Source organism: Streptomyces sp. NPDC058619 (genome assembly GCF_042717785.1).
Classification (GTDB): domain Bacteria; phylum Actinomycetota; class Actinomycetes; order Streptomycetales; family Streptomycetaceae; genus Streptomyces.
This window is the reverse complement of sequence record NZ_JBHXQN010000028.1, coordinates 32,636-55,597: the sequence shown is the minus strand read 5'-3', so window position 1 is coordinate 55,597 and position 22,962 is coordinate 32,636. Positions and strand designations below refer to the sequence as shown.

Genomic DNA, 22,962 nt, shown 5'->3' with positions numbered 1-22,962 from the left:
ACAGAGGGTGTCGTGATTCCTTGCGAGGCTCGTCCTCACGGCGTCGGATCCGGCGCGCCGAGAGGGCCGGTGGACGTGCGTACTCCCAATGGATCGAATGGAGCTGACATGGCAGTGGAACGAACAGCGGTCAACCCGGTGACGTGGTCGGCGGACATGGGCTTCAACCAGGGCGAGGTGGTCTCCGGGCACACCCGGACCCTGTACACCTCAGGGCAGACGGCGATGAGTCGCGACGGCAAGCCCCTGCACGACGGCGACATGGCGGCTCAGCTGACGCTGAGCATCGACAACCTGGAGGCCGTGCTCGGCGAGGGCGGCATGTCCCTTGCCCACCTCGTCCGGCTCAACGTCTATACGACGGACGTCGATCTCCTCTTCCGGCACTACGGCCTGCTGGCGGCGAGGCTGGGCGCCGCCGGGGTGGCGCCGACCACCACGATGCTCGGGGTGACGCGCCTGGCCGTTCCCGGCCAGACGGTCGAACTAGAGGGCACCGCCGTCGCCTGACGCGCCTGCCCCGTACCCGTTCCTCGTCCCGGTCCGACGGGGACGAGGAACGGGAGCGTACGGGGCGACCCCGGCCCAGGGCGTGAACCACAGCGTCGCGTTGTGGCATCGGCTTCCTCGGCGGCGGCGCCTCGTACGGGGTCGGCGGCGGTACGTCCCTGTGACGGTTCCCCGCGACCGGCGCTTTGAGCCGTGTCTTCGGGTCATCGGCAGGAAGTCGGCAAATTCAGACGCCGTTCCGCACATCCTTTACGGCGTCTCGGCAGAGCCGTCTCCGCCGGTGTGCCACGATCGGAGGCATGCTAGACCACATCGCGCTCCAAGTAGCGGACCCGGCGGCGTCGGCCGCCTTCTACGACCGTGTCCTCGCACCGCTCGGCAGCACGCGGCTGCTCGACTTCGGCCAGGTGATCGGCTGGGGCACGACGCAGCCGCGGTTCTGGATCGGCCCTGTGACGACGGAAGGCACGGCCCGCGAGCTCCATGTCGCGTTCGCCGCCGCCGACCGCACGCAGGTGGAGGCGTTCTTCGCAGCCGCGGTCGCCGCGGGCGCGGAGGTCCTCCACGCCCCCCGGGTCCGGCCGGAGTACCACGCGGCGTACTAAGGCGCGTTCGTCCGGGACCTCGACGGAAACAACGTGGAGGCGGTCTGCCACAGCCCCGAGTAGCGGGCGCCGCGGCGCGCGTTCGCGGTGACGGTGGGCTACCCGACGCGGGAGTCGTCGGTCGCCGGCTGGTGGTCGTCCTCGGGGAGGTGGACGTCGTTGACCCATGTCGTGCACGCCGGGGATCTCCCGTGCCGCGATGCCCGCCACCTTGACCACGACGACATCGGCGATAAACGTCTTCCCGCGCGTCCCGGCCGGTTCGTCCGTACCGGCCTTGCCGAGGGAGATGCCGGTCGTGCCCGTCTCAGGCCCGTCCGCCCGGCGGGTGGGGCTCGGCTTCGGCGACGGGACTGTCTGCTGAGTGGTCATGTCCGTAGGTCCCTTCTCCGGGCGCCGCGGGAAGCGACGCCGTGCTGTGTGCTGTCACTTCTATGGACACCGGCTGACGGCGGCTGTGACGCACCCGCCGAGAAGACCCGGCGACCACGCCACGCCCGGGAGACCGGGCGGGCACACTGACCAGGGCACCCCGGACCGGACGCCCGGCTCCGCGGGGCACTGCGGATCGGCCGCCGCGGGGACACCGGCCCGCGGGAGGTCGACGTACGGATCGTCACGCTCACCGCCGGCCGGGCCCGGGATGTCACCCGAGCAACCCGGTCCGCGGCCCTGGGTCACCTGCAGGCCCACCAGACCCGGAGGAGGGCGTTCATCGGGCGGCAACAGACTTTGCGGCATGGGTAGATGACACCTCCGTACGGCAGAGAGGGACAGTCACGCCGTGCCCGTGAGCGCGGGCGTGCGGGCGTACTCCAGGATGCGCAGGTGCAGGGTGTCGTCCAGGGGCGCCGAGGCGAGGCGGTGGTCGCCGAGGCGTGCCGCGAGCAGGGCGCGCAGCAGTTCGACGGCTGGCCGGCCCGCCGGGTCCGGGGTGGGGCGCGCGGCGGCCCTGGTGACGGGCGATGCGGCGCAGGCAGGTGGCGGTGAGGTCGGCCAGCGGGTCGCGGCGGCTGAAGCGGATGGCGGTGACCTGTCCCAGCAGCTTTGCGTGGAGGACGAGTTCGCTTTCCGCGGGCCGCGATTGTGCGCTGTCGGAACACACGCGTACGCGGGCGCGCCATACGACCGGACATGGCAGGGGGACCGGGTGGCCGTCCCGGCAGCGGTAAGCGGCGGCCGACGGCAACGGTCAGTCGCCGCCCTCCCCCGGAGCCGGCAGGAACCTGCCCGCCTTCAGGTCGAGTTGCCCGGCGAAGTAGGCCGCCGCGTCGGGACGCATCCGGGCGAGTGCCACCATGCCCGTGATGATCACGTCGCACACCTCGTCGTGGACGTCCTCCCAGCTGTGGGAGCGACCCTTGCGGAGGTTGGTGCCCTTGGCTCCGATCACGGCCTGGGCCGCCTCCCCGAACTCCTCGCCGATCTTGAGGATTTGGAGCACCTGACTCTCCTCGGGCGGCATGCCGCGCGCGGCGTCGGCGGCGTTGAACCGGGCGGCGAGGGCACTGATGACGTCCCACGGGTCGGGTGTGGTCACGATGGGCGGTGCCTTCCTGTCAGCGGCGCAAGGACTCTACCGCTGCCGGCCCGCGCCGGGACGGGGGACACATCCTCCGACCGCACTTACCGCAGACTCGGCGGAGGCGACAGTGATGTGCGCGCCGCTTCACGGGACCCGTCTCGCAGATGCGAGATACGAGATACGAGGACGCGATCTCGGTGGCCGTGGCAGTCCGAGGGAACCGAGGGCGGCGGCGACCCACCCCCGTGGCGCGGGGGCGGTGCCCCCTGCTCCTGCTCGCGAGGCGAGGTAGGGATCACGAACGCACGCACCAGGGACGGAAGTGCGGGTGACGCCCACCACGGCACCATCGGCGTCCACCGGTGGAGCGACGTGACCGCGATCCTGCGCTAGATGCGGCGCGTCACCCGTGGCCCTGCCGTCGCCCTGACCTGCGACCCGAAGCTGGTAAGCGACTTCTGGCCGTACGCGTCCGCCCCCGAGGTCCTGGACGCCGAGGCTCGGCGCTACCCGCCCGTCGAGGAGATCGCCGCCGCTCCCGGCGGAGCCTGCGGAGTCACCGTGCGTGCAGGCTCGTCACGGTCCGGGTCCTGGCGGCCGCCTCCCCGCGGGCGGTCGGCTAGCCGCCGTCCGGCCGGGATTCGTCCGGCTCCCTCGGTACGGGCCAGCGGTGAGACACCCGTCCGGAGGCGAGCTGTTCGACGACCTCGGCCAGGTCCTGGCACGCCTGCTCGATGCGGAGCCGGATGGTGTTCTGCTCGGTGACGAGGGCCGACAGCAGCAGCGAGGTCAGGGCGGCGGCCCCGTTGAGGGCTTGGAGGTTGGCCATGCCCTGGAGCAGCGTGTGGTCGCGGAACGGGCCGAGCCGGCCGATCGCTGCCGCGTTCGCCAGGACGGACACCAGCAGCATGCACGGCGCGCTGCCGGCCAGCTGGAAGCGCAGGGCGGCCCAGATCAGGAGCGGGAAGACGAGGAAGAGCACCGCCAGGTCGCTCCTGGTCGCCAGGAGCGTGATCCCGACGGCGGACACGGCCAGGGCGCACACCTCGGCCCACCGGTACATCTCCAGCGGCAGGCGGGCCTTGCGCAGCACCAGGAGCAGGGGCGTGATCACGAGCACGCCCATGGCGTCACCGGCCCACCACGTCCACCACACGGTCCAGAACCCGCCGTCCGGCAGGGCGCCGATGAGCTCCAGCAGCCCCGCCCCGACGGTGGCGCTGATCAGCATCGGCACCAATCCGCCGAGGAATACCAGGGCGACGCCGTCGCGCAGCCGGCCGAGCTCGATGCGGAAGCCGACGCGCCGGAGCATCAGGCAGGCGCACACGGGGGCGAGGGTGTTGCCCGCGACGATCCCGAGCCCGACGGGGTCGACGGGGCTGATCGACTGGATGACGAGCAGGGCGCCGATCGCGATTCCCGGCCAGACGCCCAGGCCCAGCCATAGCAGGCAGCCCAGGGCGATGCCGGTGGGCGGCCACAGCGGCGTGACGACCGCCCCCTCGACGACCACCTGCTGGAGCAGGCCGATGCGCCCGCCCGCGTAGTAGGCGGCGGCCACGGCGACGATCCGAAGCACAGCCGGTAACAGACGTCGGAAGCCCTCGGTGCGCATCACTGCATCAGACAACAGTCAGCGGTCGCCGTCGGCGCGTGACACGCGCTACGGCGCCCGCCGCGTCACCCGATCCGGACGGGACCGCCCTCGTGCCGCAGCACGAGCACCGCGGCGTCGTCCTCGTGGCCGGTCGAGTCGGCCACCTTCATCACCTCGGCCGCGAGCTCGCCGGGGTCCGCGCCGGCGCCCTCCCGGATCACCTCGGCCACCCGGGCCAGTCCGGCTTCGATCGGGAAGGAGGGGCCCTCCACCACACCGTCGGTGACCAGGACGAACGAGCCGGCGGCCGTCAGCGGCAGACGGGTGACCGGGTACTCGGAGCCCGGCAGCATGCCGAGCGGAAGGCCTCCCTCGTCCTCCACGACGCCGTACTCTCCGCTCGTCGTGGCCCAGACGCCGGGCACGTGGCCCGCGCGGGCGCTCTGGATCTCCCAGGTCACGGGGTCGAAGCGGACGAAGGTGCAGGTCGCGAAGAGGTCGCAGTCGACCGACAGCAGGAGTTCGTTGGCCCGGCTCAGCACCTCGCCCGGGTCGGCGGCGGAGGCGGCCACGGCGCGTACGGCGATGCGGACCTGTCCCATGAAGGCCGCCGCCTCGACGTCGTGGCCCTCCACGTCGCCGATGGAGAAGCCGAGGGCGCCGCTGGGGAGCCGGAATCCGTCGTACCAGTCGCCGCCCACGCTCAGGCCGTGTCGGGCGGGTGCGTACCGGGCGGCCGTGCGCAGCCCCGGCAGCGCGGGAAGGGAGGCGGGCAGGATCTCGCGCTGCAGTGCCTCGGCCAGCTCCACCCGGGCCTGGTGGAGCTCAGCTCCCTCCCTGGCCTGGGCGGTCAGCCTCCCGAGCCGTGTCAGCAAGTCGTCCGCGGTCTCCGACCGCGTGGACTTATGGGAGGTCATGGAGCGCTCCGAGGGACGTCCGCTTCGGGGCCCCGGCACGAAACCCCGCCTCATCATATTTCGACCGCCCGACAATCACACCGCGAGCGGCGGTCAGCCGCTGCGGGCCGCCTGGAAGGCACGGCGGTACGCGTGGGGGCTGGTACCGACGAGGCGCTTGAAACGGTCCCGGAAAGCGGTGGGCGACCCGAAGCCGACCTGGGTGGCGATCCGGTCCACGGGGTGCGCGGTGGTCTCCAGCAGGTACTGGGCCTGGCGGATCCGCGCACGGTGCAGCCACTGGAGGGGGGAGGTGCCGGTCTGCTCGCGGAAGCGCCGGTTCAGGGTACGGATGCTCATGCCCGCCCGCGCGGCGAGGTCGTCGAGGGTCAGGTCCCTGCGGGCGTTGTCCTCCATCCACCTCAGGAGGGGTTCGATCACCGAGCCGCGTGGGGCCGGTGGCTGCTCGTGGACGATGAACTGGGCCTGGCCGCCTTCCCGTTCGAGGGGCATGACGGCCAGCCGGGCGGCGTCGGCGGCCACGGCCGAGCCCAGGTCGGACCGGATCAGGTGCAGGCACAGGTCCAGCCCGGCGGCGGCCCCGGCCGAGGTGAGCAGCCGGCCGTTGTCCACGTAGAGCACATCGGGGTCGACGTCGACGGCGGGGTGGCGGGCGGCGAGCTCGGCGGCGGCGAGCCAGTGGGTGGTGGCCCGCAGCCCGTCCAGGAGGCCGGTGGCGGCCAGGACGAAGGCGCCCGTACAGATGGAGGCGAGCCGGGTGCCGTGGGCGGCCGCGCGGCGCAGCGCGTCGAGGACCTCGTCGGGGACGGGGGCCGAGGGGTCGCCCACGCCGGGGACGATGATCGTGTCCGCCTCGTCGAGCGCGGCCAGCGGCCAGGGCGCGCGCAGGGTGAAGGCTCCGGCGTCGACCTCCTCGGCGGGCGCGCAGACGCGGACGCGGTAGGCGGGGCGGCCGTCGGGGAGCCGGGTGCGCCCGAAGACGTCGATCGGGGTGGACAGGTCGAACGGGATGACCCCGTCCAGGGCGAGGACGGCCACGGTGTGCATGGCCCAACCATAGGGGTCCACCGGACTGGAATCCGACATTGCGGCCCACCCGAAGGCATTTCTTCCCAGGTCAGGTGTCTGCCGCAGCTCTTGGCCAGAACCCGTTGGCATCTGGCATTCCAGCCACTACAGCGCGACCACGCCGCTGACTACGGTCGGTGTCGGCGCCGGTTGCGGCGCCGTCACCGGGGGATCCCCACCGGTGCCCACAGAGAGGAACCGCTCCGGATGCTGTGCCAGATCGTGCTGTTCGACGGATTCGACCCGCTGGACGTCGTCGCCCCCTACGAGGTCCTGTTCGCCGGCGGGGTCGCCGCGCCGGGCGCGCTCCGGGTGGAGCTGGTCTCGGCGGAGGGCCCGCGCGAGGTGCCCAGCGGCTCGGGGCTCCTCACCCTGCGGGCTACGGCGGCGCTCGACCCGCGACGCGTGGACCTCGTCCTCGTCCCGGGAGCAGTGGGTCCGCTCGGCGACGGCGCGGACCCCGACGCCCCGGACCTCGACGGCGCGGGGTGCGGGGATTCCGTCCCGGCCCTGCTCGCCCGCGCCGTGCGGACGGGACTGCCGGCCCTCCTCAGGGAGGCGCTGGAGCGTCCCGGTGCGATCGTGGCCACCGTGTGCGGCGGCTCCGCGCTCCTCGCCGCGGCCGGGCTGATCGAGGGGCGGCACGCGACGACGAACCACCTCGGCCTGCGCCTGTTGGAGGCGTCCGGCGTGATCGCGGTCGACGCCCGTGTGGTCGACGACGGAGACCTGGTGGCGGGCGCGGGCGTCACCTCGGGCCTGGACCTGGGCCTCTACCTGCTGGAGCGCGAGCTCGGCCCCCGGATCGCCCACGCCGTGGAGCAGCTCTTCGCCCACGAGCGCCGGGGCACCGTCTGGCGTGCCGCCGGGCCGGTGCCCGCCGGCTTCTGACGGCCCGTACCCCACCCCACCGACCCCGCCGTCACCGACCCCGCCGTCACCGACCGTCGCGCCCGGCGCCCAGCGAAAGCACCGCGACCCCCATGACGAAGTTCCTCCTGACCGTCCACGTCCTGGCCGCCATCATCACCATCGGTCCCGTGACCGTGGCGGCCAGCATGTTCCCGCCCGCCGCCCGCCGCGCCCTGGCGGCGCCCGACGACGCGGCGGCCCGCGCCACGGTGCTGACCCTGCACCGCATCTGCCAGGTCTACTCCGTGGTCGCGGTCTCCGTACCGGTGTTCGGCCTCGCGACCGCCAACAGCCTCCACGTACTCGGCAGTCCCTGGCTCCTGACGTCGATCGCACTGACCGTCGCCGCCGCGGCGGTGCTCGCCGCGCTCGTCCTGCCGCGGCAGAGCGGCCTGCTGGACGCCCTCGACGGCACGGGGGGCGGCCCGGACGCCGCGGCCGTGCGGCGGGCCGCGGGGCGGCTGGGGATGTACACGGGGGTCTTCAACCTGCTCTGGGCCACCGTGACCGTACTGATGATCGTCCGCCCGGGTTCGACCACGGGCGCCTGAGGGCGGGGGTCGCGGGGCGGGAACCCCGGGCGGCCGCCCGCCGGGGACGGTTCAGCCGGCCCGCAGCACCGGATCCAGGAACTCCGCCGGTGTCGTGGTGCCGCGCTCAACGCTGGCGCCGTCACCGAAGCCCACCCGGCCGGAGGCGATGCCGGCGTACATCTCCGCGTAGAGCTCCGCGACGGCGGGCGGGAACCCCATCCCGGTGAACGCCGCGACCGCCGCCTCGGCGCCATGAGGAAGGCGCCTACCGCCCCGGTAAGGGCCTCGGTCAGGGCGGCGGTGTCGGCCCGCCGCGGCTCCGTCGGCGAGCCAGGGCGCGGCCTTCTCCTGCGAGCGGACGATGACGCGGCTCGCCCGGCTCGATGAGGGCGCGCGCTGCGGCCGATCCGACGTGACCGGTGACTCCTGCGACGTCAACGCGATCCGGGCGGCGGGCGGCGACATCGTCCAGTCCATCGGCGGCTGGCAGGGCAACAAGCTCGGCCCCAACTGCGCCACCCCCGAGGCCCTGGCCGGCGCCTATCAGAAGGTGATCGACGCGTACGGTCTCAAGGCCATCGACGTCGACATCGAGAACACCGACGAGTTCGAGAACGCGGTGGTCCAGGACCGCGTCCTGGGCGCCCTCAAGATCGTCAAGCAGAACAACCCGGGGCTCAAGACGATCCTGACCTTCGGGACCAGCGCCACGGGTCCCACCTCGTGGGGCAACCGCCTGATCGAGCAGGCCAAGGCACTGGGCGCCGACATCGACGTCTTCACCATCATGCCGTTCGACTTCGGCAACGCCTCGACGGACATGTACGCCAGCACCGTCAGCGCCACCGAGGGCCTCAGGACCAAGCTCAAGTCCACCTTCGGCTGGGACGACGCCACGGCCTACGCGCACATCGGCATCTCCGGCATGAACGGCATCAGCGACACCCAGGAGACCACCACCGTCCAGAACTGGACCGGCATCCGCGACTGGGCCAACTCCCACCACATCGCCCGGCTCGCCTTCTGGTCGGTCAACCGCGACCGCGGCTGCCCGGGCGGCGGGCTGCAGGAGACCTGCTCCGGCATCGCCCAGAGCGACTGGCAGTTCACCGCCATCACGGCCGGCTTCACCGGCTGACCCGTACCGCCGCTCCGCCGTCCCGCCGTTCCGCGCTTCGGCCCTCGTACCGGAGCGCGGACGCGTCAGGGGGTGACGATGGGAAAGCCGGTGTCGGCCGTGTCGAGGGCGGCGCTCAACCGGGCCAGCGCGCCCGCGTCGCCGGTGCTGGTGACGCCGTCCGGTTCCTGTCCGCCCAGGACGGCCAGCAGCTGCGGCTTGGTGAGGACCAGCGTGAGCTCGGCCGGCCCCTCGGCGGGCGGCCCTCGTTGAGCAGCCGCAGAGTCTGGTCGTGGAGGTACGCGTACAGGTCCCGCCGGGTGCGCAGGTACGTCGTGATGCGCTCGGTGCCCCAGGTGGGCCAGTGGTGCGAGGCGAAGGCGGGTCGGTGTCGGCGGCGGGGCGGCTGCTCACCGAACACGCGGCGGTCATCGGGAAGCAGATCGCCGAGGCGGAGACCGCCCTCTCCGATCTCCGGGCGGGCCGCACCGGGCGGCTCGCCGTCCGCTACGTCGCCACCGCGGGCGCCGCCCTCGTGGCCCCGGCGCTGGCCGAACTGCGGAGCGCCCACCCGGAGGTGTGGATCGATCTGCGGATGACCGATCCGGAGGACCCGCTGCTGGAGGTGGAGCAGGGCCGCGCCGATATCGCCCTCGTCATCGCGCCCCGGACACGGCCGCGGGACGACGTGCACCTGGTCCACCTGCTCGACGACGCGTACGACGCCGTCCTGCCGGCCGGGCACCGGCTCGCCGCGCGGGAGGTGCTCGGGCTCGTGGACCTCGCGGAGGAGCCGTGGGTCGGCAGCGAGCCGCCCGGCCCCTGTCTGGAGCCGGTGCTCGAAGCCTGCGCGGCGGCGGGTTTCAGCCTCGACTTCGTGGTGGTGGAGAGCGAGGACTACCCGACGGCTCAGGGATTCGTCGCGGCCGGACTGGGCATCGGCCTGATGCCCAGGATGGGGCTGGGGAACCGTCATCCGGGGGTCGTGGTGCGCGAGGTGCGCGAGGTGCGCGACCCCCGCCGGTCAGGGCCGTCTACGCGGCGGTCCGCAAGGTGTCGATGGGCCGACCCGCCGTGCGCGACCTGCTCGACGCGCTCCGGCAGGGCGCCGCTCCCCCGGCCGGCGCCGCGGGGCCGGAAGCCGCCTCGGGCGCCCGCCGCTGACGCGCGGGCGCGTGAGGGCGCGGGGCCCGGGGGAGGTGGCGTACGACGAGGTGCAGCCGCGTACGGTGCAGCCGCGTACGGGGTGCAGAGCCCCGGGCCCCCCACGGCGCCCCAGGGCAGCGTCTCAAGGGGCCGCGCCTCACCCCGTACCGGACCCGCCGTCCTCCGTCTGCGGCCGGGGGCCGGCCTCGGCGTCGGGCACCTCGGCCGCCGCCGGGTCCAGGATGCGGTTGAGGAAGTTCCGCGTGCGTTCCTCCCGTGGGTTGCCGACCACCTGCGCCGCCGGGCCCTGCTCGACGACCACTCCGCCGTCCATGAACACGACGCGGTCCGCGACCTCGCGGGCGAAGCCCATCTCGTGGGTGACGACCATCATCGTCATCCCCTCGCCCGCCAGCACCCGCATCACCGACAGCACCTCACCGACGAGTTCGGGGTCGAGCGCCGACGTCGGCTCGTCGAAGAGCATCACCTCCGGCCCCATCGACAGGGCCCGTGCGATGGCGACCCGCTGCTGCTGGCCGCCGGACAGCTGCGCCGGGTAGGCGTCCGCCTTGTCGGCGAGGCCCACGCGTTCGAGGTTCTCCAGGGCGACGGCGGCGGACCGCGCCTTGTCCCTGCCCAGCACCCGCCGCTGGGGCAGGGTGAGGTTCTCCGTCACGCTCACGTGCGGGAAGAGGTTGAACTGCTGGAATACCATGCCGATGCGGCGGCGTACGGCATCGATGTCGACGTCGAGGTCGGTGACCTCGGTGCCGCCCACGAAGACCCGGCCGTCGCTCGGCTCCTCCAGGAGGTTCACGCAGCGCAGCAGCGTCGACTTGCCCGAGCCCGAGGGCCCGATGACGCACACGACCTCGCCGCGGGCGACCTCCAGGTCGATGCCGCGCAGGACGTGGTTGTCGCCGAAGGACTTGTGCAGCCCCCTGATCTCGATCTCCGGCCGGTCCGTGGCCATCGTGTCGTCCACCGTCTCCGTCTTCCGTGGCATCTGGTCCTCACGCGGCCTTGTCCGCGCGGGCCTCGAGGCGGCGCACCACGAAACTCAGCGGCACGGTCACCAGGAGGTAGCAGAGGCCCGCGACGAGGATCGGGGTGGAGTTGGCGGTCTGGCTGGCGAGGTCCCGTCCGAACTTCGTCAGTTCCCGCTCCTGCAGGGTCACGCCCAGGAACAGCACCAGCGAGGAGTCCTTGAACAGCAGGACCAGTTCGTTCGTCAGCGGCGGGATGACGATGCGGAAGGCTTGCGGGATGATCACCGACACCATGGCGCGGGCGTGCGAGAAGCCCAGCGAACGGGCCGCCTCCATCTGGCCCTTGGGAACCGCCTGGATGCCCGCCCGGATCGTTTCCGCCATGTACGCCGCGGCCACCAGGCCGAGGCCGAGCGCCACCTTGCCGTACGTACCACCGGGGATCTCGGTGCCGGGGAACGCCAGCGGAACCGCCACGCCCACGAAGATGAAGATCAGCAGGGCGGGAAGGCCCCGGAAGAGTTCGATGTAGACGCCGGCGACCCAGCGGTACGGGGCCACCGAGGACAGCCGCATCATCGCGATGACGAGGCCGAGCACCAGCCCGAACAGGAACCCGGACGTCGTGTAGATCACCGTGTTGCGCAGGGCGATGGTGATGATGTCCGGAAAGAGTCGGAGCGCCAGGTCCTTCTGCGCGAACTGGTTCTGGAGCCGGTCCCAGTCGGCGAGGACGCCGATCAGGACCAGCACGGCGACGAAGACGGCGTACTGGATGCCCTGCGAGATCCGGCGCCGCTGCCGCCGGGTCAGGCGAGACGTCACGGCGCGGCCTGGGGCAGCGGCCCGATCCACTGCTCGTAGAGCTTCTTGTAGGTGCCGTCGGCCTTGGCGTCCGTGATCGCCTTGTCGATCGCGGCCACGAGGGCGCTGTTGCCCTTCTTCACCGAGAAGCCGTACTGCTCACCGGTCTCGATGTTCTGCCCGAGCGTGAACTCGGCGGCGTTCTTCGGGTCCTTGAGCCAGCCCTGGACGACCGGGTAGTCGATGACGACCGCGTCGACCTGGCCGGTGCGCAGTCCGTTGAGCACCGCGTCCGAGCTCTCGAAGGCGACCGGGTCGAAGCCCTGGGACTTGGCGTAGCTCTCGCCGGTGGTCTCGGCCTGGGCGCCCAGCTTCTTCGACTTGGCCTTGACGTCGGCGAGGGAGGTGACGCCGCTCTTCTTCGTGGCGAGGAGCGCCTGCGTCGCGTCGAAGTAGGGGACGGAGAAGTCGACGTTCTTCTTTCGCTCGTCGGTGATCGTCATGCCGGCCGCGGCGAGGTCGCACTCGCCGGAGTTGAGGAAGGCGCCGGTCTTGAAGTTCTCGAAGGGCGTGTCGAGGATCTTCTGCTCGACCTTGAGCCTGCTCGCGACGAGGTCGACGAGCGCCACGTCGAAGCCGACGACCTTGCCGTCCTGCTCGAACTGGAACGGCGGGTAGGGCAGGTGGGTGCAGGTGGTCAGGTGACCCTTCTCGACTACGGGTACCCCTCCCGCGGCCTCGCCGGCACCTTCGCCGCCCGAGGAACAGCCCGCGACGAGGAACACGCCCGCGGTCGCGGCGCCGGCTGCGGTGCGGATCCGGAAGGTACTGCGGCGACTGCGGTTTCCTCTGGCCGTCCGGAACACGGTTGACCTCCACGAGTGCGGGGCGTGCGGCGGTCCCGGGACGAGACCGTCCGCCGAGATCGTAAGCCACGGGTGGCGTGCGACGAGGGATCATTCGTGATGCGTTCCGGGGAGGGGCACACACATCCGGCCATGATCGGCGATGCCCGTGGACGTGCCCTCCGGCACTCCCTGATCCGGCGCTCGCCCGGTGCGACCGACCGGCTCGTGGTCTGAGGTACGGCCACGGGGGGGCCGGGCGGGGCGGCCGGGCTCGGGACCGGGCGGCGGCGGGGCGGCCGGGCCCGGGGACGGGGCGGCGGGCCCGGGGCGGGGCGGGACGCGGGGACGGGGTGCCCCGCCGCATCTGCTGCCGCAACCGCCGGCGCGTGGGACGCTGGAAGGGCCAACCGGGCCTGAACGACCCCGTGCGGCCCGGCCGACCTACGGACCCCGCCATGCGCCAGTTGCCGTTCCTCGCCTCCCGTACCGTGCCGGCGGCACTCGCCGGCGCCGCGCTCGCCGTCCTGATGGCGGCTCCGAGCGTGCCCGCGTTCCCGTCCCAGCCCGCCGCGGCACCTGCCCGGGCCGTCGCCCTCGTGCAGACCGCCACGGTGTCCATCCCCGCCATCGGCGTGTCGGGGCTGCCCGTGATCCCGTACCCGGGCAGCCCCGACGACGCCCCGGGCACCCGGATCCAGGACCAGGGGGCCGCGGCCAGCCCGTACGGTCCGGCCGGCGGTGTCGGTCCCGGCGACGTGGGCAACTACATCGTCACCGGGCACCGCGTCGCGGCGGGCGGACCACTGCGGGCCCTGCCGTCGCTGCCGACGGGCGCTTCCGTGTTCGTGACGGCCGGCGGCGTGACGTACCAGTACACGATCACCTCGACCCGGACGACATCGTTCCGGTCGCCGGCCTCCATGGCCGCGCAGCGCGCCGCGGTTCCCGGCTCCCCCGGCGCGGCCCCGACCCGGGCGATGATCACGGTGACCACCTGCCTCACGCCCGAGGACGACGCGGCGGGCAACTTCTGGCGGGACGCGCAGAACAATCCCGAACACCGTCTCGACAAGATCGGTGTCCTCACCGGCACCAAGCCCTGACGCCAACGCGGGCCGTGCTCTGGCCTGATGGGGTGAAGCGGCACGCATTCTGCCGCTGGCTCGGCCCGGTGCGGCCCCCTGGGGCGCGCGGCCCCCGCGTGCCGGTCCCCGGCGGCGCGCGTCCGGGGCGGCCGGACTCCGCTTGACTGGTGCGCGGCGCGGCAGGTAGGGAGATGCTGTCACGGCACAGGGTTCGAAACGGGGGAAACATGAAGCCGCTCGAAACGGGCGATCCCATCGCGGTCGGCGACGGCCGCTATCGGCTGGTGGGACGGCTCGGGCAGGGGGGCATGGGCGTGGTCTACCTGGGCCGCTCCCCGTCCGGCCGCGCCGTGGCCGTCAAGGTTGTACGTCCCGAACTGAGCACGGAGCCCGGCTTCAAGCAGAGGTTCGCCGCCGAGGTCGCGGCCGCCCGCCGGGTCGGCGGCTTCCACACGGCGCCCGTCGTCGACGCCGATCCGGAAGGGGACCCGGCCTGGCTGGTGACGGCCTTCGTGCCCGGCCCCACCCTGCAAGCGGTCCTCGCCCGTGTCGGGGCGCTCCCCGTGGACACGCTCACGGTCCTGGCGGCCGGTCTCGCCGAGGCGCTGGAGGCGATCCACCGGGCCGGGGTCATCCACCGCGACCTCAAGCCCGCGAACATCATCGTCGCCGAGGACGGGCCGCGCGTCATCGACTTCGGCATCGCGCGCGCTCTGGACGGGACGGCGCTGACCCAGACCGGGCTGCAGATCGGCACCCCGGGGTTCCTGGCGCCGGAGCAGCTCACCAGCGGCGTCGTCACTCCCGCGGTGGACATGTTCGCCCTGGGAGTGGTGCTCGCCCAAGCCGCGGGCGGTTCCCCCTTCGGCGACGGCCCGTCGGCGGCCCGGCACTACAAGGTCGTGCACGAGGAACCGGACCTGGCCGCCGTCCCCGACGAACTCCGCGCGGCCATCGCCGCCTGCCTGTCCAAGGACGCCGCGGACCGGCCCACCCCGACGGCGTTCCTCGGCCGCCTGACGATCCGCCACCCGGCCGGTGACTGCTGGCTGCCGGACGCGGCGACGCAGCTGCTGCCCCGGTACGACCCGACGAAGCAGCCGGGCGCGGCCGAGGCGCCGAACACGCCGGGCTCTCAGGGTGCGTCGCGGGTGATCCCGGCGCCGGAACTCGCGCCAACGCGCCCGGAGGTCGCGGATACGGCCGCTCCGGACCCCAGTGCCGTCGCGACGACGGCTCCCGACCCCCGTACGGAACCTCCGCGGGCTGCCGCGGCCTCGGCGGCCTCGGCGGCCTCGGCAGCGGACGCCGCTCCGGGAACCCGGCCCGCCGTCGCGGCCTCCCCGCACCCCACCGCACCCGGAACCGCAACCGACGCGCCGACACCGGCACCCGTACCCGTACCCGTACCCGTACCCGTACCCGTACCCGCGAACGGTTCCGCAGCCGATCCGGGGCACGTGGGCCACGGCCCCGTTGGCGCGGGTCCGTGGCAGGCCGTCACCGTGCCGGGCGAGCCCGACACCGCGCGCCCCCGGAGCGAGACCCCGCCGCGGCGCGGCCGCCGCGCGGTGGTCGCGGCGGCGCTCGTGGCCGCTCTCGCGGCCGGCGGCCTGTTCGTGTGGCAGCCCTGGAACGGGTCCTCCGACGACGGCGCCAAGCCCGGCGCCGTCACTCCCAGCGGCAGCGACACCGCGTCGGCCCCGGCCCCCTTCCCCACCGACCCCGTGCTGATCCGGCTGGACACGGCCCCCGGCTGGCCCGCGACGTGCCACGGCGTGATCGCTCGCCGCGACGCGGGGACCGACGCCCCCCGCCGGCTGATCCCCGGGGACGCCTGCGACGTCCTGCCCCAGTGGTCCCCCGACCGCGCGTCGTTCGCCTTCACCCGCACCACGTCCGAAGGCACCGCCGTCTGGACCGCGAACGCCGACGGCTCGAACGCGCGGCGGATCGCCGCCATCGCCGGCGGCAGGGTCTCGTGGTCGCCCGACGGCACCCGGCTTGCCGTGCTGCGCAAGAAGGACGGCGTACAACAACTGTTCGCGGTGAACGTCGCCGACGGATCGGCTCAGCAGCTCACCACGGGCACCGGACCCGTCGAGGACCCGGCGTGGTCACCGGACGGCCAGCACATCGCCGTCTGTCTGGAGGCCGGTCCCGAGAACTGGCAGATCCACCTGGTCGACCCGACCGCGCCGGGCCGCGCCCCCCAGCAGCTGACCCGGCTTCCCCACCCCGCGCTCGATCCCGTGTGGTCTCCGGACGGCGGCAGCTTCGTGTACACCGCGGGCACCTCCGGCAAGGGAACCCAGGGCGACATCCGCCTCGTGGGCGCGGACGGCGCCGACGACCGCGACCTGGTGGCCACCGGTGAGCACGAAATGGACCCGTCCTGGTCCGTCGACGGCAACTGGGTCGCCTTCGTCCGCGGCCCGTACGAGAAGCCGGTGGTCTGGGCCGTCCGCACCGACAAGACCGGAGAGCGCGCCCTCACCAGCGGCGGCGCCTCCGAAGCCCACCCGTCCTGGCGCTGAGCCCGACGGGCACCGCGGTCGGGCGCACGGTCCGTGCGCCCGACGCCGGCGTCAGGGGCCCGTCGGCCGTGCGGTGATCATTCACCCGACGGGGACGGCCGCCGCACGTTCGCCGGGGGCCGGCAGGCCGCTGCCGCCGGTGGGGCCGGGGGTGGACCAGGTGCCGGAGGCGTCTACAACGGCGCGGGCGAGGAGCGCCCCGGCCACGGGGTTGACCACTTCGGACCAGGTCATCGAAGTCGGCGGGGTGGATGACCGCATGACCGCGGAGGAGGCGTCGCCCCTCCCGGCGCCGGAGGCCGCACGCCCCGACCGGGTGGAGCCCCCGCCCTGGCCGCGAGGCCGACTCCTCACCCGCTCGGCCACGGCGTGAGCCTCCCCGTCCGCGAGCGGGCCCGGTTCCGTACGCGGCTCCGCGCGGGCCGCGCGTAAGGACGCGGATCGGGGGCACGCGGGCTGCACAGCGCCGAGTCGAGGGATCGCCGTTCCGGCGGCCGATCGGCCGGCACGGACCGCTGTCCTTGCGCACGTGCGGAGCGAAACGGATACGGGCGTGGCGCGGAGCCCGCCACAGCGAGGAGGTTGCGGTGAACCAGGCATGGGTGCATCTGCTGGTCATGGCTGTTGCTCTGGCCGTCCTGTTCCGTGAGTTCGCCCGGAGCGGCGAACGGTGAGGCTCCGGCGACGGAGCTGACCGGGCGGCGCCCGGGCCGTCACCGGACCGCCCGCACTCCGTCGGGCGCCGACCGTCGCGCCGGGATTCGAGAACCGATCCCGGTGTCCGACAGGCAGTTCCGCAACGAAAACGAGAAGAAGGAATCCGTGGTGAATCCACCTCGATCGCTCGGCCCGAGCGGATGGTTCGGCCGGGCCAAGGCGGGGGTCGCGGGCTTCAGTGAGCGCCGCGCCCAGCTCCAGGCCCGCCAGGAAGCGGAGTACGTCGAGGCGTGGGACGACGCCCTTCACCTCGAGGGGCAGCGTTCGGACCGCATAGCGGCCCGGGACGCGGCCGCCGCGGTGCCGTGGGGCGTGCGCGTGGCGGCGGAAGCCGGCTGGCGACTGCTGGTACTGGCCGCCAGCGTCTGGGTGCTGATGCGGGTGATCGGCGCGGTGCGGCTGGTCGTGCTCGCCTTCGCCGTGTCCCTCCTGATCACCGCGCTGCTCCAGCCGACCGTCGCGCGGCTCCAGCGGCGCGGCGTCCCGCGCGGGCTGGCCACCGCGCTGACTGCCGTGTTCGGGTTCGTCGTCCTCGGACTCGTCGGATGGTTCGTCGTCTGGCAGGTCCTCGATAATCTCGGCACCCTCTCCGGACGGGTCCAGGAGGGCATCGGGGAGCTCAAACAATGGCTCGTCAACAGCCCGCTGCACGTCACGGAAGGCCAGATCAACGACATTGCCGACCGGCTGAGCGACAGCATCGGGACGAGTACGAGCGAGATCACCTCCACCGGTCTGCAGGGCGTGACCGTACTGGTCGAAGGGCTCACCGGGCTGCTGCTGGCGATGTTCTGCACCCTCTTCCTGCTGTACGACGGCACGCGCATCTGGGAGTGGACCCTCAAGCTGGTCCCGTCCTCGGCCCGTCCGGGTCTGGCGGGAGCCGGGCCGCGCGCCTGGCGGACGCTCACCGCGTACGTCCGCGGAACCGTCATCGTCGCCCTGATCGACGCCGTGTTCATCGGCGTCGGCATCTACATCCTCGACGTACCCCTCGCCGTTCCCATCGCCGTCCTGATCTTCCTGGCGTCGTTCATCCCCCTGGTCGGTGCGGTCGCCTCGGGGGCGCTGGCGGTCGTCGTCGCCCTCGTCACCCAGGGGGTCTTCACCGCGCTCATGGCGTTGGTGATCGTCCTCGTGGTGCAGCAGATCGAGGGGCACGTCCTCCAGCCGTTCATCCTCGGGCGGGCGGTGCGGGTCCATCCCCTGGCCGTCGTCCTCGCAGTCGCCACCGGTGCCACCGTCGCGGGGATCGGCGGAGCCGTCGTAGCGGTGCCGCTCGTCGCCGTCGCCAACACCGTGGTCGTGTACCTCCGGGCGCGCGGCGCGTCGGGAACCGCGACGCCGGACAGCACCGATGCCGCCGCCGCGAACGAGGGCCTGGTCGGAGCGGATCTCCCCGGCGGGGACGGACACGGCGACGGGCACCAGGACACCGGCGCCCCCCGACAGACAGGCGACGGCGCGCAGCCATAGCCGCAACCGAGCCGTAGCCGAAACCGTTGCCGTTGCCGTTGCCCGTTGCCGTACGGCGGTCCGCCGCTCAGGGCTCGGCGGTCACCGCTCAGCGGGTGCGGCGGCGGGAGTTCCCCTGGTGGGGACGCCGGCGGGCGACGGCCTCGGGCGCCGCTTCCGGGGACGAGAACCCGCCGGGCACCGCCACCCGCGCCGGAACGGATCCCGCGGGGGCTTCGGCGGTGCTCTGGTCCGGAGCCGGCGCCGCCGCCCCGGCAGGCACGGCACGGCCCGCGGCCGGTCGCTGGGAGCGGCCGAGGACCGTGGTGTGCGAGATCAGCGGCGCGCACGCCTGGCAGATCTCCGCGAGGGTCCACACCTGGCCGACGGCGGGGTTGTGGACGAGGAGCAGCAGCGGGGCGCCGGAACATCCCGTTCGGGTGTGCTCGTGGAACGCGCACTCGGCGGCCCGGCAGGCGCACGCGGCGTTGGGCCGGACCGTCGCGAGGCGCGCGTGGGCGCGGACGTGCTCGGCGGCGAAACGCCGCATGGCCGCGACGTCCTTCGAGCGGGGCGGCATGCGGCACGCCTCGACGCCGCAGGAGACGGAGACGGTGTGGTCTCCGTGGCCGGTCAGGCGGACCGTCCAGGTCCGCCCCGAGACACGAGATCCGGGAATCATGGTCAAGGGAGGGCCGTCCGTTCAGGTATGTGGTGGCATGCCAGCCGTTCGACGGGGAGCGTGGTGGTGTGTCACGCGGGCTCGGTCCGGTACGGACACACGCCGGCGGCCGGGCCGCGAGGCGTAGTACGTCGCGTCGAGGAGGGGACATGTGGCCGAACACGGCCTACTCGTCTTTTTCGCACGTGGCCGGGCACCTGTCAACGGCGGCCCACCGGGGCGCTGAGAGGCACGGAGGGCGCAGGGCCCCGGTGCCGGTGATCGTGTTGGCCCGGACGGGTGTCCTCGCCCCGTCCGGGCCCGGTGTGTGCGACGGCCCGGACCGGACGCCACGGGGCGCGCCGGCCGGCGCGCCGGTTCAGTCCTTCACCGCTCCGCCGAGGCCGGAGACCAGGTGGCGTTGGACGAGCACGAAGAAGACCAGCACCGGCACCGTCATGACGGTGGACCCGGCCATGATGCCGCCCCAGTCGTTCTCGTCCGGTTTGAAGAACACCAGCAGGGCCATCGGGAGGGTCGACTGCGAGGTGTCGCTGATGATGAACGACTTGGCGAAGAGGAAGTCGTTCCACGTGGAGATGAAGGAGAAGACGCTCGTCGCCACGAGCCCCGGGAAGACCAGGGGGAAGAGGATCTGCCACAGGAAGCGCGTGCGGCTCGCGCCGTCGATGTACGCGGCCTCCTCCAGCGCCTCGGGCACCGCCTTGACGAAACCGCGGAGCATCCAGATCGCGAACGGCAGCGAGAACGCGATGTGGGGCAGTACGAGCGACCAGAGCGTGTTGAGCTGCCCCGTGTCCCTCATCAGGAAGAACAGCGGGATGGTCAGGGCCTCGATGGGCACCATCTGCGCGACGAGGAACATGATGAGCAGGGTCGTACGGAATCGGAAGCGGAAGCGGCTGACCGCCGTCGCCGCGAGGAACGCGATCAGCGCGGAGGCGAGGACGACGGTTCCCGCGACGAAGAGGCTGTTGAGGAAGTAGCGCCCGAATTCCTGCTGCTCGAAAACCCGGCGGAACGAGTCGAGCGACGGGGACAGCGTCCACGGGCGTGTCTCGGTCGACTGGATCTCACCGGCCGGTTTGAAGGCGGAGAGCACCATCCAGTACAGCGGGAACGCCACGACCACCGCGACGACGATCGCGGACGTCTCCGCGGCCAGCCGCCACGGGCGGCGCACGCGCGGCCTTCCCGTCCGGGCCGCGCCCGCCCCGGCTGCCTTCGCGGCCTCGGGGGGTGTGGGAGGCGTGGCGGTGGGGAGCGTGCCGGTGCGGCTCACAGTTCTTCTCCCTGACGTCGCATGAGGCGCAGATAGACGAGGGTGACGGTCAGCAGGATCAGCAGCATGACGATGCCGATCGCCGAGCCCAGGCTGTACTGCGAGGACGCGAAGGCCTTTTGGTACGCGTAGACGTTGAGGACGAGGTTCTGTCCGGCGATGCCTCCGCCGGCGGTCATCACGTAGATCTGGGTGAAGACCTTGAAGTCCCAGATGATCGACTGGATGGTGACGACGATCAGGATGGGCCGCAGCATCGGCGCGATGACGGAGCGCCAGGTCCGCCACTGGGAGGCACCGTCCAGCGAGGCTGCCTCCAGCACTTCGGAGGGGATCGCCTTGATGCCCGCGTACACGGTCACCATCACGAACGGGAACGAGCACCAGACGACTTCGAAGAGGACGAGGGCGAAGGCGCTGTAGCGCCCGTACGTCCAGGAGAAGTCTCCGAGGCCGAGCAACCGGTTGACCGGGCCGTGGTCGGGGTCGAAGAGGAAGACCCAGACGGTGGAGCCGGTGACGGCGGGCGTCGCCCACGCGCCGAGCGCGGCCAGCATCAGGGCGAGTCTGGGGAGCGCTCTGATGCGGGTGAGCAGGACGGCGAGCGCGCAGCCGACGCCGAGCGTGGTGACCACACAGGCAGCGGCGAACACGACGGTCGCCAGCAGCACCTGCCAGAACTGGATGTCGGAGAAGAGGGTCCGGTAGTTGCCGAGGCCCTTGAAGGTGGTGGGTTCACCGCCGCTGACCTGGGCCTGGGTGTATTCGAGGAAGGAGATGAGGCCGAGCTGGTAGATCGGGTAGACCAGCAGCGCGGCGAGTACGAGGAGTGCGGGTGCGAGGTAGAGCCAGTGCGTCCAGCGGCTGCCGTGGCGTCCCCCGGAAGCCCTCTGGGGCCGAGTGGCGGGGGCCGGTGCGGGGGCCGGGGCGGTCTTCCCCGGGGGCGCCTCCGGCAGGGCGGCCGTCGCTTCGTGCGGCATCTCGGCGGGCCCGGTCAGCCGGCGTCGGAGAAGGCCGTGTCCATCTTCTTCGCCGCGTCACCGGAGGCGGCGGCCACGTCCTTCTTGCCGCTGACGATCTCCTGGAACATCGTCGGCAGGACGGCCGAGGCGTCGATCTGGCCCCATCCCGCGGAGGCCGGCACGAACTTGGTGCCCGCCGCGAGGGTCCGGACGAACGGCTCGACGAACGGGTCCTTCTTCGCCACCTCGGCGCGGACGTCGGTGTAGGTCGGCAGGAAGCCCATCGCGTCGAACAGCCCGCGCTGGGCGTCCTTACCCGCGAACCGCTTCATGAGGTCGACGGCGAGGGTGCGGTGGGTGCTGCTCTTCAGAACGCCGATGTTGTTGCCGCCCGCGAAGGCCGGGGCGATGTCCCCCTCCTTGACACCGGGCAGCGGTACGACGGCGTACTTGCCCTTCACCGCGCCGGCCTCGACGGCCTGGTGGCTGAAGTCGCCGCCGATGGCCATGGCCGCCGTGCCCGAGGCGAAGGCGGTGACGGTCGCGTTGCCGCCCATCGCGGCGCACTTGGCGGCCGGACAGTTGTCGTCGCCGAAGAGCGAGGTGTACGTCTCGATGCCCTTGCGCGCGGCGGCGCTGTCGATCGCGGAGGTGTGGGCGCCGCCGCTCTCGTCGGCGAGCTCACCGCCGTTGGCCCAGATGAACGGCATCGCACCGTAGGTGTACGCGCCGCCGACGGCGATGCCGTACAGCTCGGGCTTGGCCTGGCGGATCTTCTTGGCCGTGGACACCAGCTCGTCCTGGGTCTTCGGGGGCTGGAGTCCGAGCTCCGTGAAGACGTCGGTGCGGTAATAGAGGGCGCGTACGCCGACGAAGAACGGGGCGCCGTACACCTTCCCGCCGACGGTGACCGACCTGGTGGCGGTGGGGTCGGTGTCCTTGGCCTCCGCCCAGTCGCCGAACTCCTCGCTGATGTCGGCGAGTCCGCCGTCCTTGACGTATCCGGCAGTGTCGGTGTTGCCGTACTCGATCAGGTCGGGTGCGCTCTTCGGGTCGTTGAAGGCGGCCTTGATGCGCTGGGCCCGGGTCTCGACCGGGATGTACTCGACCTCGACCTCGGTGCCCGCGTGCTGCTGCGTGAACGCGGCGATCGCCTGGTCCACGACCTTCTTCTTCGGGTCGTTGTTGACCTCTTGAAACAGCCAGACGCGCAGGGTGCCGGACTTCTCGTCCTTCGAGGCGTCGTTGACGGCGGTCTGGGGGGCACAGGCGGTGGCGGTGAGGCCGGCCAGGACGAACGCGGCGACGGGTACGGCTATGCGGGAGCGGAGCTTCATTGGCGATCCCCAGGAGACGAGAGCGAGTGCGTTGCATGATGCGCAACGCCTGTTCCGTATTGCACAACTGGGAGGAGGCTAGAACGACTTAAACACGGGGACAAGTGGTCTCAACCACTCTGTGACAGGACGAAGCGTCCTGCGCAACGCACGGGGTGGCGGTCCGGCCCTGCGGAGCACCCGCGGAACCGTCGGAAAGGCGGCCGCCGGAGCGAACCGCACCCGCGGCGGGGTGCGCGGAGCGCCCTGGACCTCGGGTTTCCGAACGCCAGAACAGGGTGGCGGATCTTGCCGGGACGGAACTGCGGCCGCCCGGGGGCGAGTAGCA

At 72.5% G+C, this 22,962-nt stretch carries 21 protein-coding genes and 2 pseudogenes; 9 read left to right on the top strand and 14 right to left on the bottom strand.

Annotated elements, in window-relative coordinates; translation table 11 throughout:
• Positions 1-114: 114 nt before the first annotated feature.
• Both ACFWTC_RS25000 and ACFWTC_RS24995 read left to right on the top strand, forming a co-directional pair.
• The gene (locus ACFWTC_RS25000) at positions 115-510 is read left to right on the top strand and encodes a RidA family protein (protein WP_383928219.1); all 396 of its coding nucleotides are present in this window, start codon (positions 115-117) and stop codon (positions 508-510) included.
• A 299-nt stretch (positions 511-809) separates the two neighbouring features.
• On the top strand, positions 810-1,115 hold the full coding sequence (locus ACFWTC_RS24995; protein WP_384074602.1) for a VOC family protein: 306 nt from the start codon (positions 810-812) through the stop codon (positions 1,113-1,115).
• A 1,192-nt stretch (positions 1,116-2,307) separates the two neighbouring features.
• Here ACFWTC_RS24995 and ACFWTC_RS24990 read toward each other — a convergent pair.
• The 4 genes from ACFWTC_RS24990 to ACFWTC_RS24975 all read right to left on the bottom strand — a co-directional run bounded on the left by ACFWTC_RS24990 (position 2,308) and on the right by ACFWTC_RS24975 (position 6,204).
• Positions 2,308-2,655 carry a MazG-like family protein gene (locus ACFWTC_RS24990; protein ID WP_384074599.1) on the bottom strand — a complete coding sequence of 116 codons (348 nt, stop codon included), beginning with the start codon at positions 2,653-2,655 and terminating at the stop codon, positions 2,308-2,310.
• A 604-nt stretch (positions 2,656-3,259) separates the two neighbouring features.
• Positions 3,260-4,261: an MASE1 domain-containing protein gene (locus ACFWTC_RS24985; RefSeq protein WP_383930751.1), complete on the bottom strand. Its 1,002-nt coding sequence runs from the start codon at positions 4,259-4,261 to the stop codon at positions 3,260-3,262.
• Positions 4,262-4,323: 62 nt separating this feature from the next.
• Entirely contained in the window at positions 4,324-5,157 is an 834-nt protein-coding gene (locus ACFWTC_RS24980) for a PP2C family protein-serine/threonine phosphatase (protein ID WP_383930704.1), read from the bottom strand.
• 93 nt (positions 5,158-5,250) lie between these two features.
• Positions 5,251-6,204: a GlxA family transcriptional regulator gene (locus tag ACFWTC_RS24975; protein ID WP_383930707.1), complete on the bottom strand. Its 954-nt coding sequence runs from the start codon at positions 6,202-6,204 to the stop codon at positions 5,251-5,253.
• Positions 6,205-6,432: 228 nt separating this feature from the next.
• Between ACFWTC_RS24975 and ACFWTC_RS24970 the strand changes: the two genes are divergently transcribed.
• Together ACFWTC_RS24970 and ACFWTC_RS24965 are read left to right on the top strand one after the other, a co-directional pair.
• Entirely contained in the window at positions 6,433-7,116 is a 684-nt protein-coding gene (locus tag ACFWTC_RS24970) for a DJ-1/PfpI family protein (RefSeq protein ID WP_384074595.1), read from the top strand.
• A gap of 92 nt (positions 7,117-7,208) precedes the next feature.
• Positions 7,209-7,688 (top strand): DUF2269 family protein, encoded by a 480-nt coding sequence (locus ACFWTC_RS24965; protein ID WP_383930713.1) that lies wholly within the window; start codon positions 7,209-7,211, stop codon positions 7,686-7,688.
• 51 nt (positions 7,689-7,739) lie between these two features.
• Here the strand turns inward: ACFWTC_RS24965 and ACFWTC_RS24960 are convergent, their stop codons facing one another.
• Positions 7,740-7,889 (bottom strand): hypothetical protein, encoded by a 150-nt coding sequence (locus ACFWTC_RS24960; RefSeq protein WP_383930716.1) that lies wholly within the window; start codon positions 7,887-7,889, stop codon positions 7,740-7,742.
• A gap of 217 nt (positions 7,890-8,106) precedes the next feature.
• Here ACFWTC_RS24960 and ACFWTC_RS24955 point away from each other — a divergent pair.
• Positions 8,107-8,808: pseudogene (locus ACFWTC_RS24955) on the top strand (chitinase); the annotation flags it as partial.
• A 65-nt stretch (positions 8,809-8,873) separates the two neighbouring features.
• Here the strand turns inward: ACFWTC_RS24955 and ACFWTC_RS24950 are convergent.
• A complete protein-coding gene (locus ACFWTC_RS24950) occupies positions 8,874-8,987 on the bottom strand; it encodes an alkyl sulfatase C-terminal domain-containing protein (protein ID WP_384074636.1) in 114 nt (37 codons plus the stop codon).
• Positions 8,988-9,151: 164 nt separating this feature from the next.
• Here ACFWTC_RS24950 and ACFWTC_RS24945 point away from each other — a divergent pair.
• Positions 9,152-9,751 (top strand): annotated as a pseudogene (locus ACFWTC_RS24945) (LysR substrate-binding domain-containing protein); the annotation flags it as partial.
• A 339-nt stretch (positions 9,752-10,090) separates the two neighbouring features.
• Here the strand turns inward: ACFWTC_RS24945 and ACFWTC_RS24940 are convergent.
• The 3 genes from ACFWTC_RS24940 to ACFWTC_RS24930 are packed head-to-tail and all read right to left on the bottom strand — an operon-like array spanning position 10,091 to position 12,595.
• Positions 10,091-10,942 (bottom strand): amino acid ABC transporter ATP-binding protein, encoded by an 852-nt coding sequence (locus tag ACFWTC_RS24940; RefSeq protein WP_383930719.1) that lies wholly within the window; start codon positions 10,940-10,942, stop codon positions 10,091-10,093.
• Between the two features lie 7 nt (positions 10,943-10,949).
• Positions 10,950-11,750, bottom strand: coding sequence for an amino acid ABC transporter permease (locus ACFWTC_RS24935; RefSeq protein WP_383930722.1), 801 nt, complete (start codon positions 11,748-11,750; stop codon positions 10,950-10,952).
• Positions 11,747-12,595 (bottom strand): ABC transporter substrate-binding protein, encoded by an 849-nt coding sequence (locus tag ACFWTC_RS24930; RefSeq protein ID WP_383930725.1) that lies wholly within the window; start codon positions 12,593-12,595, stop codon positions 11,747-11,749. Before ACFWTC_RS24930 ends, ACFWTC_RS24935 begins: the two co-directional genes overlap by 4 nt.
• 437 nt (positions 12,596-13,032) lie before the next feature.
• Between ACFWTC_RS24930 and ACFWTC_RS24925 the strand changes: the two genes are divergently transcribed.
• A complete protein-coding gene (locus ACFWTC_RS24925; RefSeq protein WP_384074592.1) occupies positions 13,033-13,680 on the top strand; it encodes a sortase domain-bontaining protein in 648 nt (215 codons plus the stop codon).
• A gap of 209 nt (positions 13,681-13,889) precedes the next feature.
• The gene (locus tag ACFWTC_RS24920) at positions 13,890-16,199 is read left to right on the top strand and encodes a protein kinase (protein WP_384074590.1); all 2,310 of its coding nucleotides are present in this window, start codon (positions 13,890-13,892) and stop codon (positions 16,197-16,199) included.
• 81 nt (positions 16,200-16,280) lie between these two features.
• Here ACFWTC_RS24920 and ACFWTC_RS24915 read toward each other — a convergent pair whose 3' ends face one another.
• On the bottom strand, positions 16,281-16,433 hold the full coding sequence (locus ACFWTC_RS24915) for a hypothetical protein (protein WP_383930764.1): 153 nt from the start codon (positions 16,431-16,433) through the stop codon (positions 16,281-16,283).
• 591 nt (positions 16,434-17,024) lie between these two features.
• On the opposite strand from ACFWTC_RS24915, the gene ACFWTC_RS24910 reads away from it, so the two are divergent.
• Positions 17,025-18,392, top strand: a complete 1,368-nt coding sequence (locus ACFWTC_RS24910; protein ID WP_384074587.1) for an AI-2E family transporter — start codon at positions 17,025-17,027, stop codon at positions 18,390-18,392.
• An 88-nt stretch (positions 18,393-18,480) separates the two neighbouring features.
• On the opposite strand, the gene ACFWTC_RS24905 is transcribed toward ACFWTC_RS24910, so the two are convergent.
• The 4 genes from ACFWTC_RS24905 to ACFWTC_RS24890 form a co-directional block, all read right to left on the bottom strand.
• Complete coding sequence (locus ACFWTC_RS24905) at positions 18,481-19,053, bottom strand: hypothetical protein (RefSeq protein ID WP_383930759.1); 573 nt, start codon at positions 19,051-19,053, stop codon at positions 18,481-18,483.
• Between the two features lie 358 nt (positions 19,054-19,411).
• Entirely contained in the window at positions 19,412-20,236 is an 825-nt protein-coding gene (locus tag ACFWTC_RS24900) for a carbohydrate ABC transporter permease (RefSeq protein WP_383930762.1), read from the bottom strand.
• Between the two features lie 95 nt (positions 20,237-20,331).
• Positions 20,332-21,315 carry a carbohydrate ABC transporter permease gene (locus ACFWTC_RS24895; protein ID WP_383930734.1) on the bottom strand — a complete coding sequence of 328 codons (984 nt, stop codon included), beginning with the start codon at positions 21,313-21,315 and terminating at the stop codon, positions 20,332-20,334.
• 14 nt (positions 21,316-21,329) lie between these two features.
• The gene (locus tag ACFWTC_RS24890) at positions 21,330-22,634 is read right to left on the bottom strand and encodes an extracellular solute-binding protein (RefSeq protein WP_384074584.1); all 1,305 of its coding nucleotides are present in this window, start codon (positions 22,632-22,634) and stop codon (positions 21,330-21,332) included.
• Between the last annotated feature and the right edge of the window lie 328 nt (positions 22,635-22,962).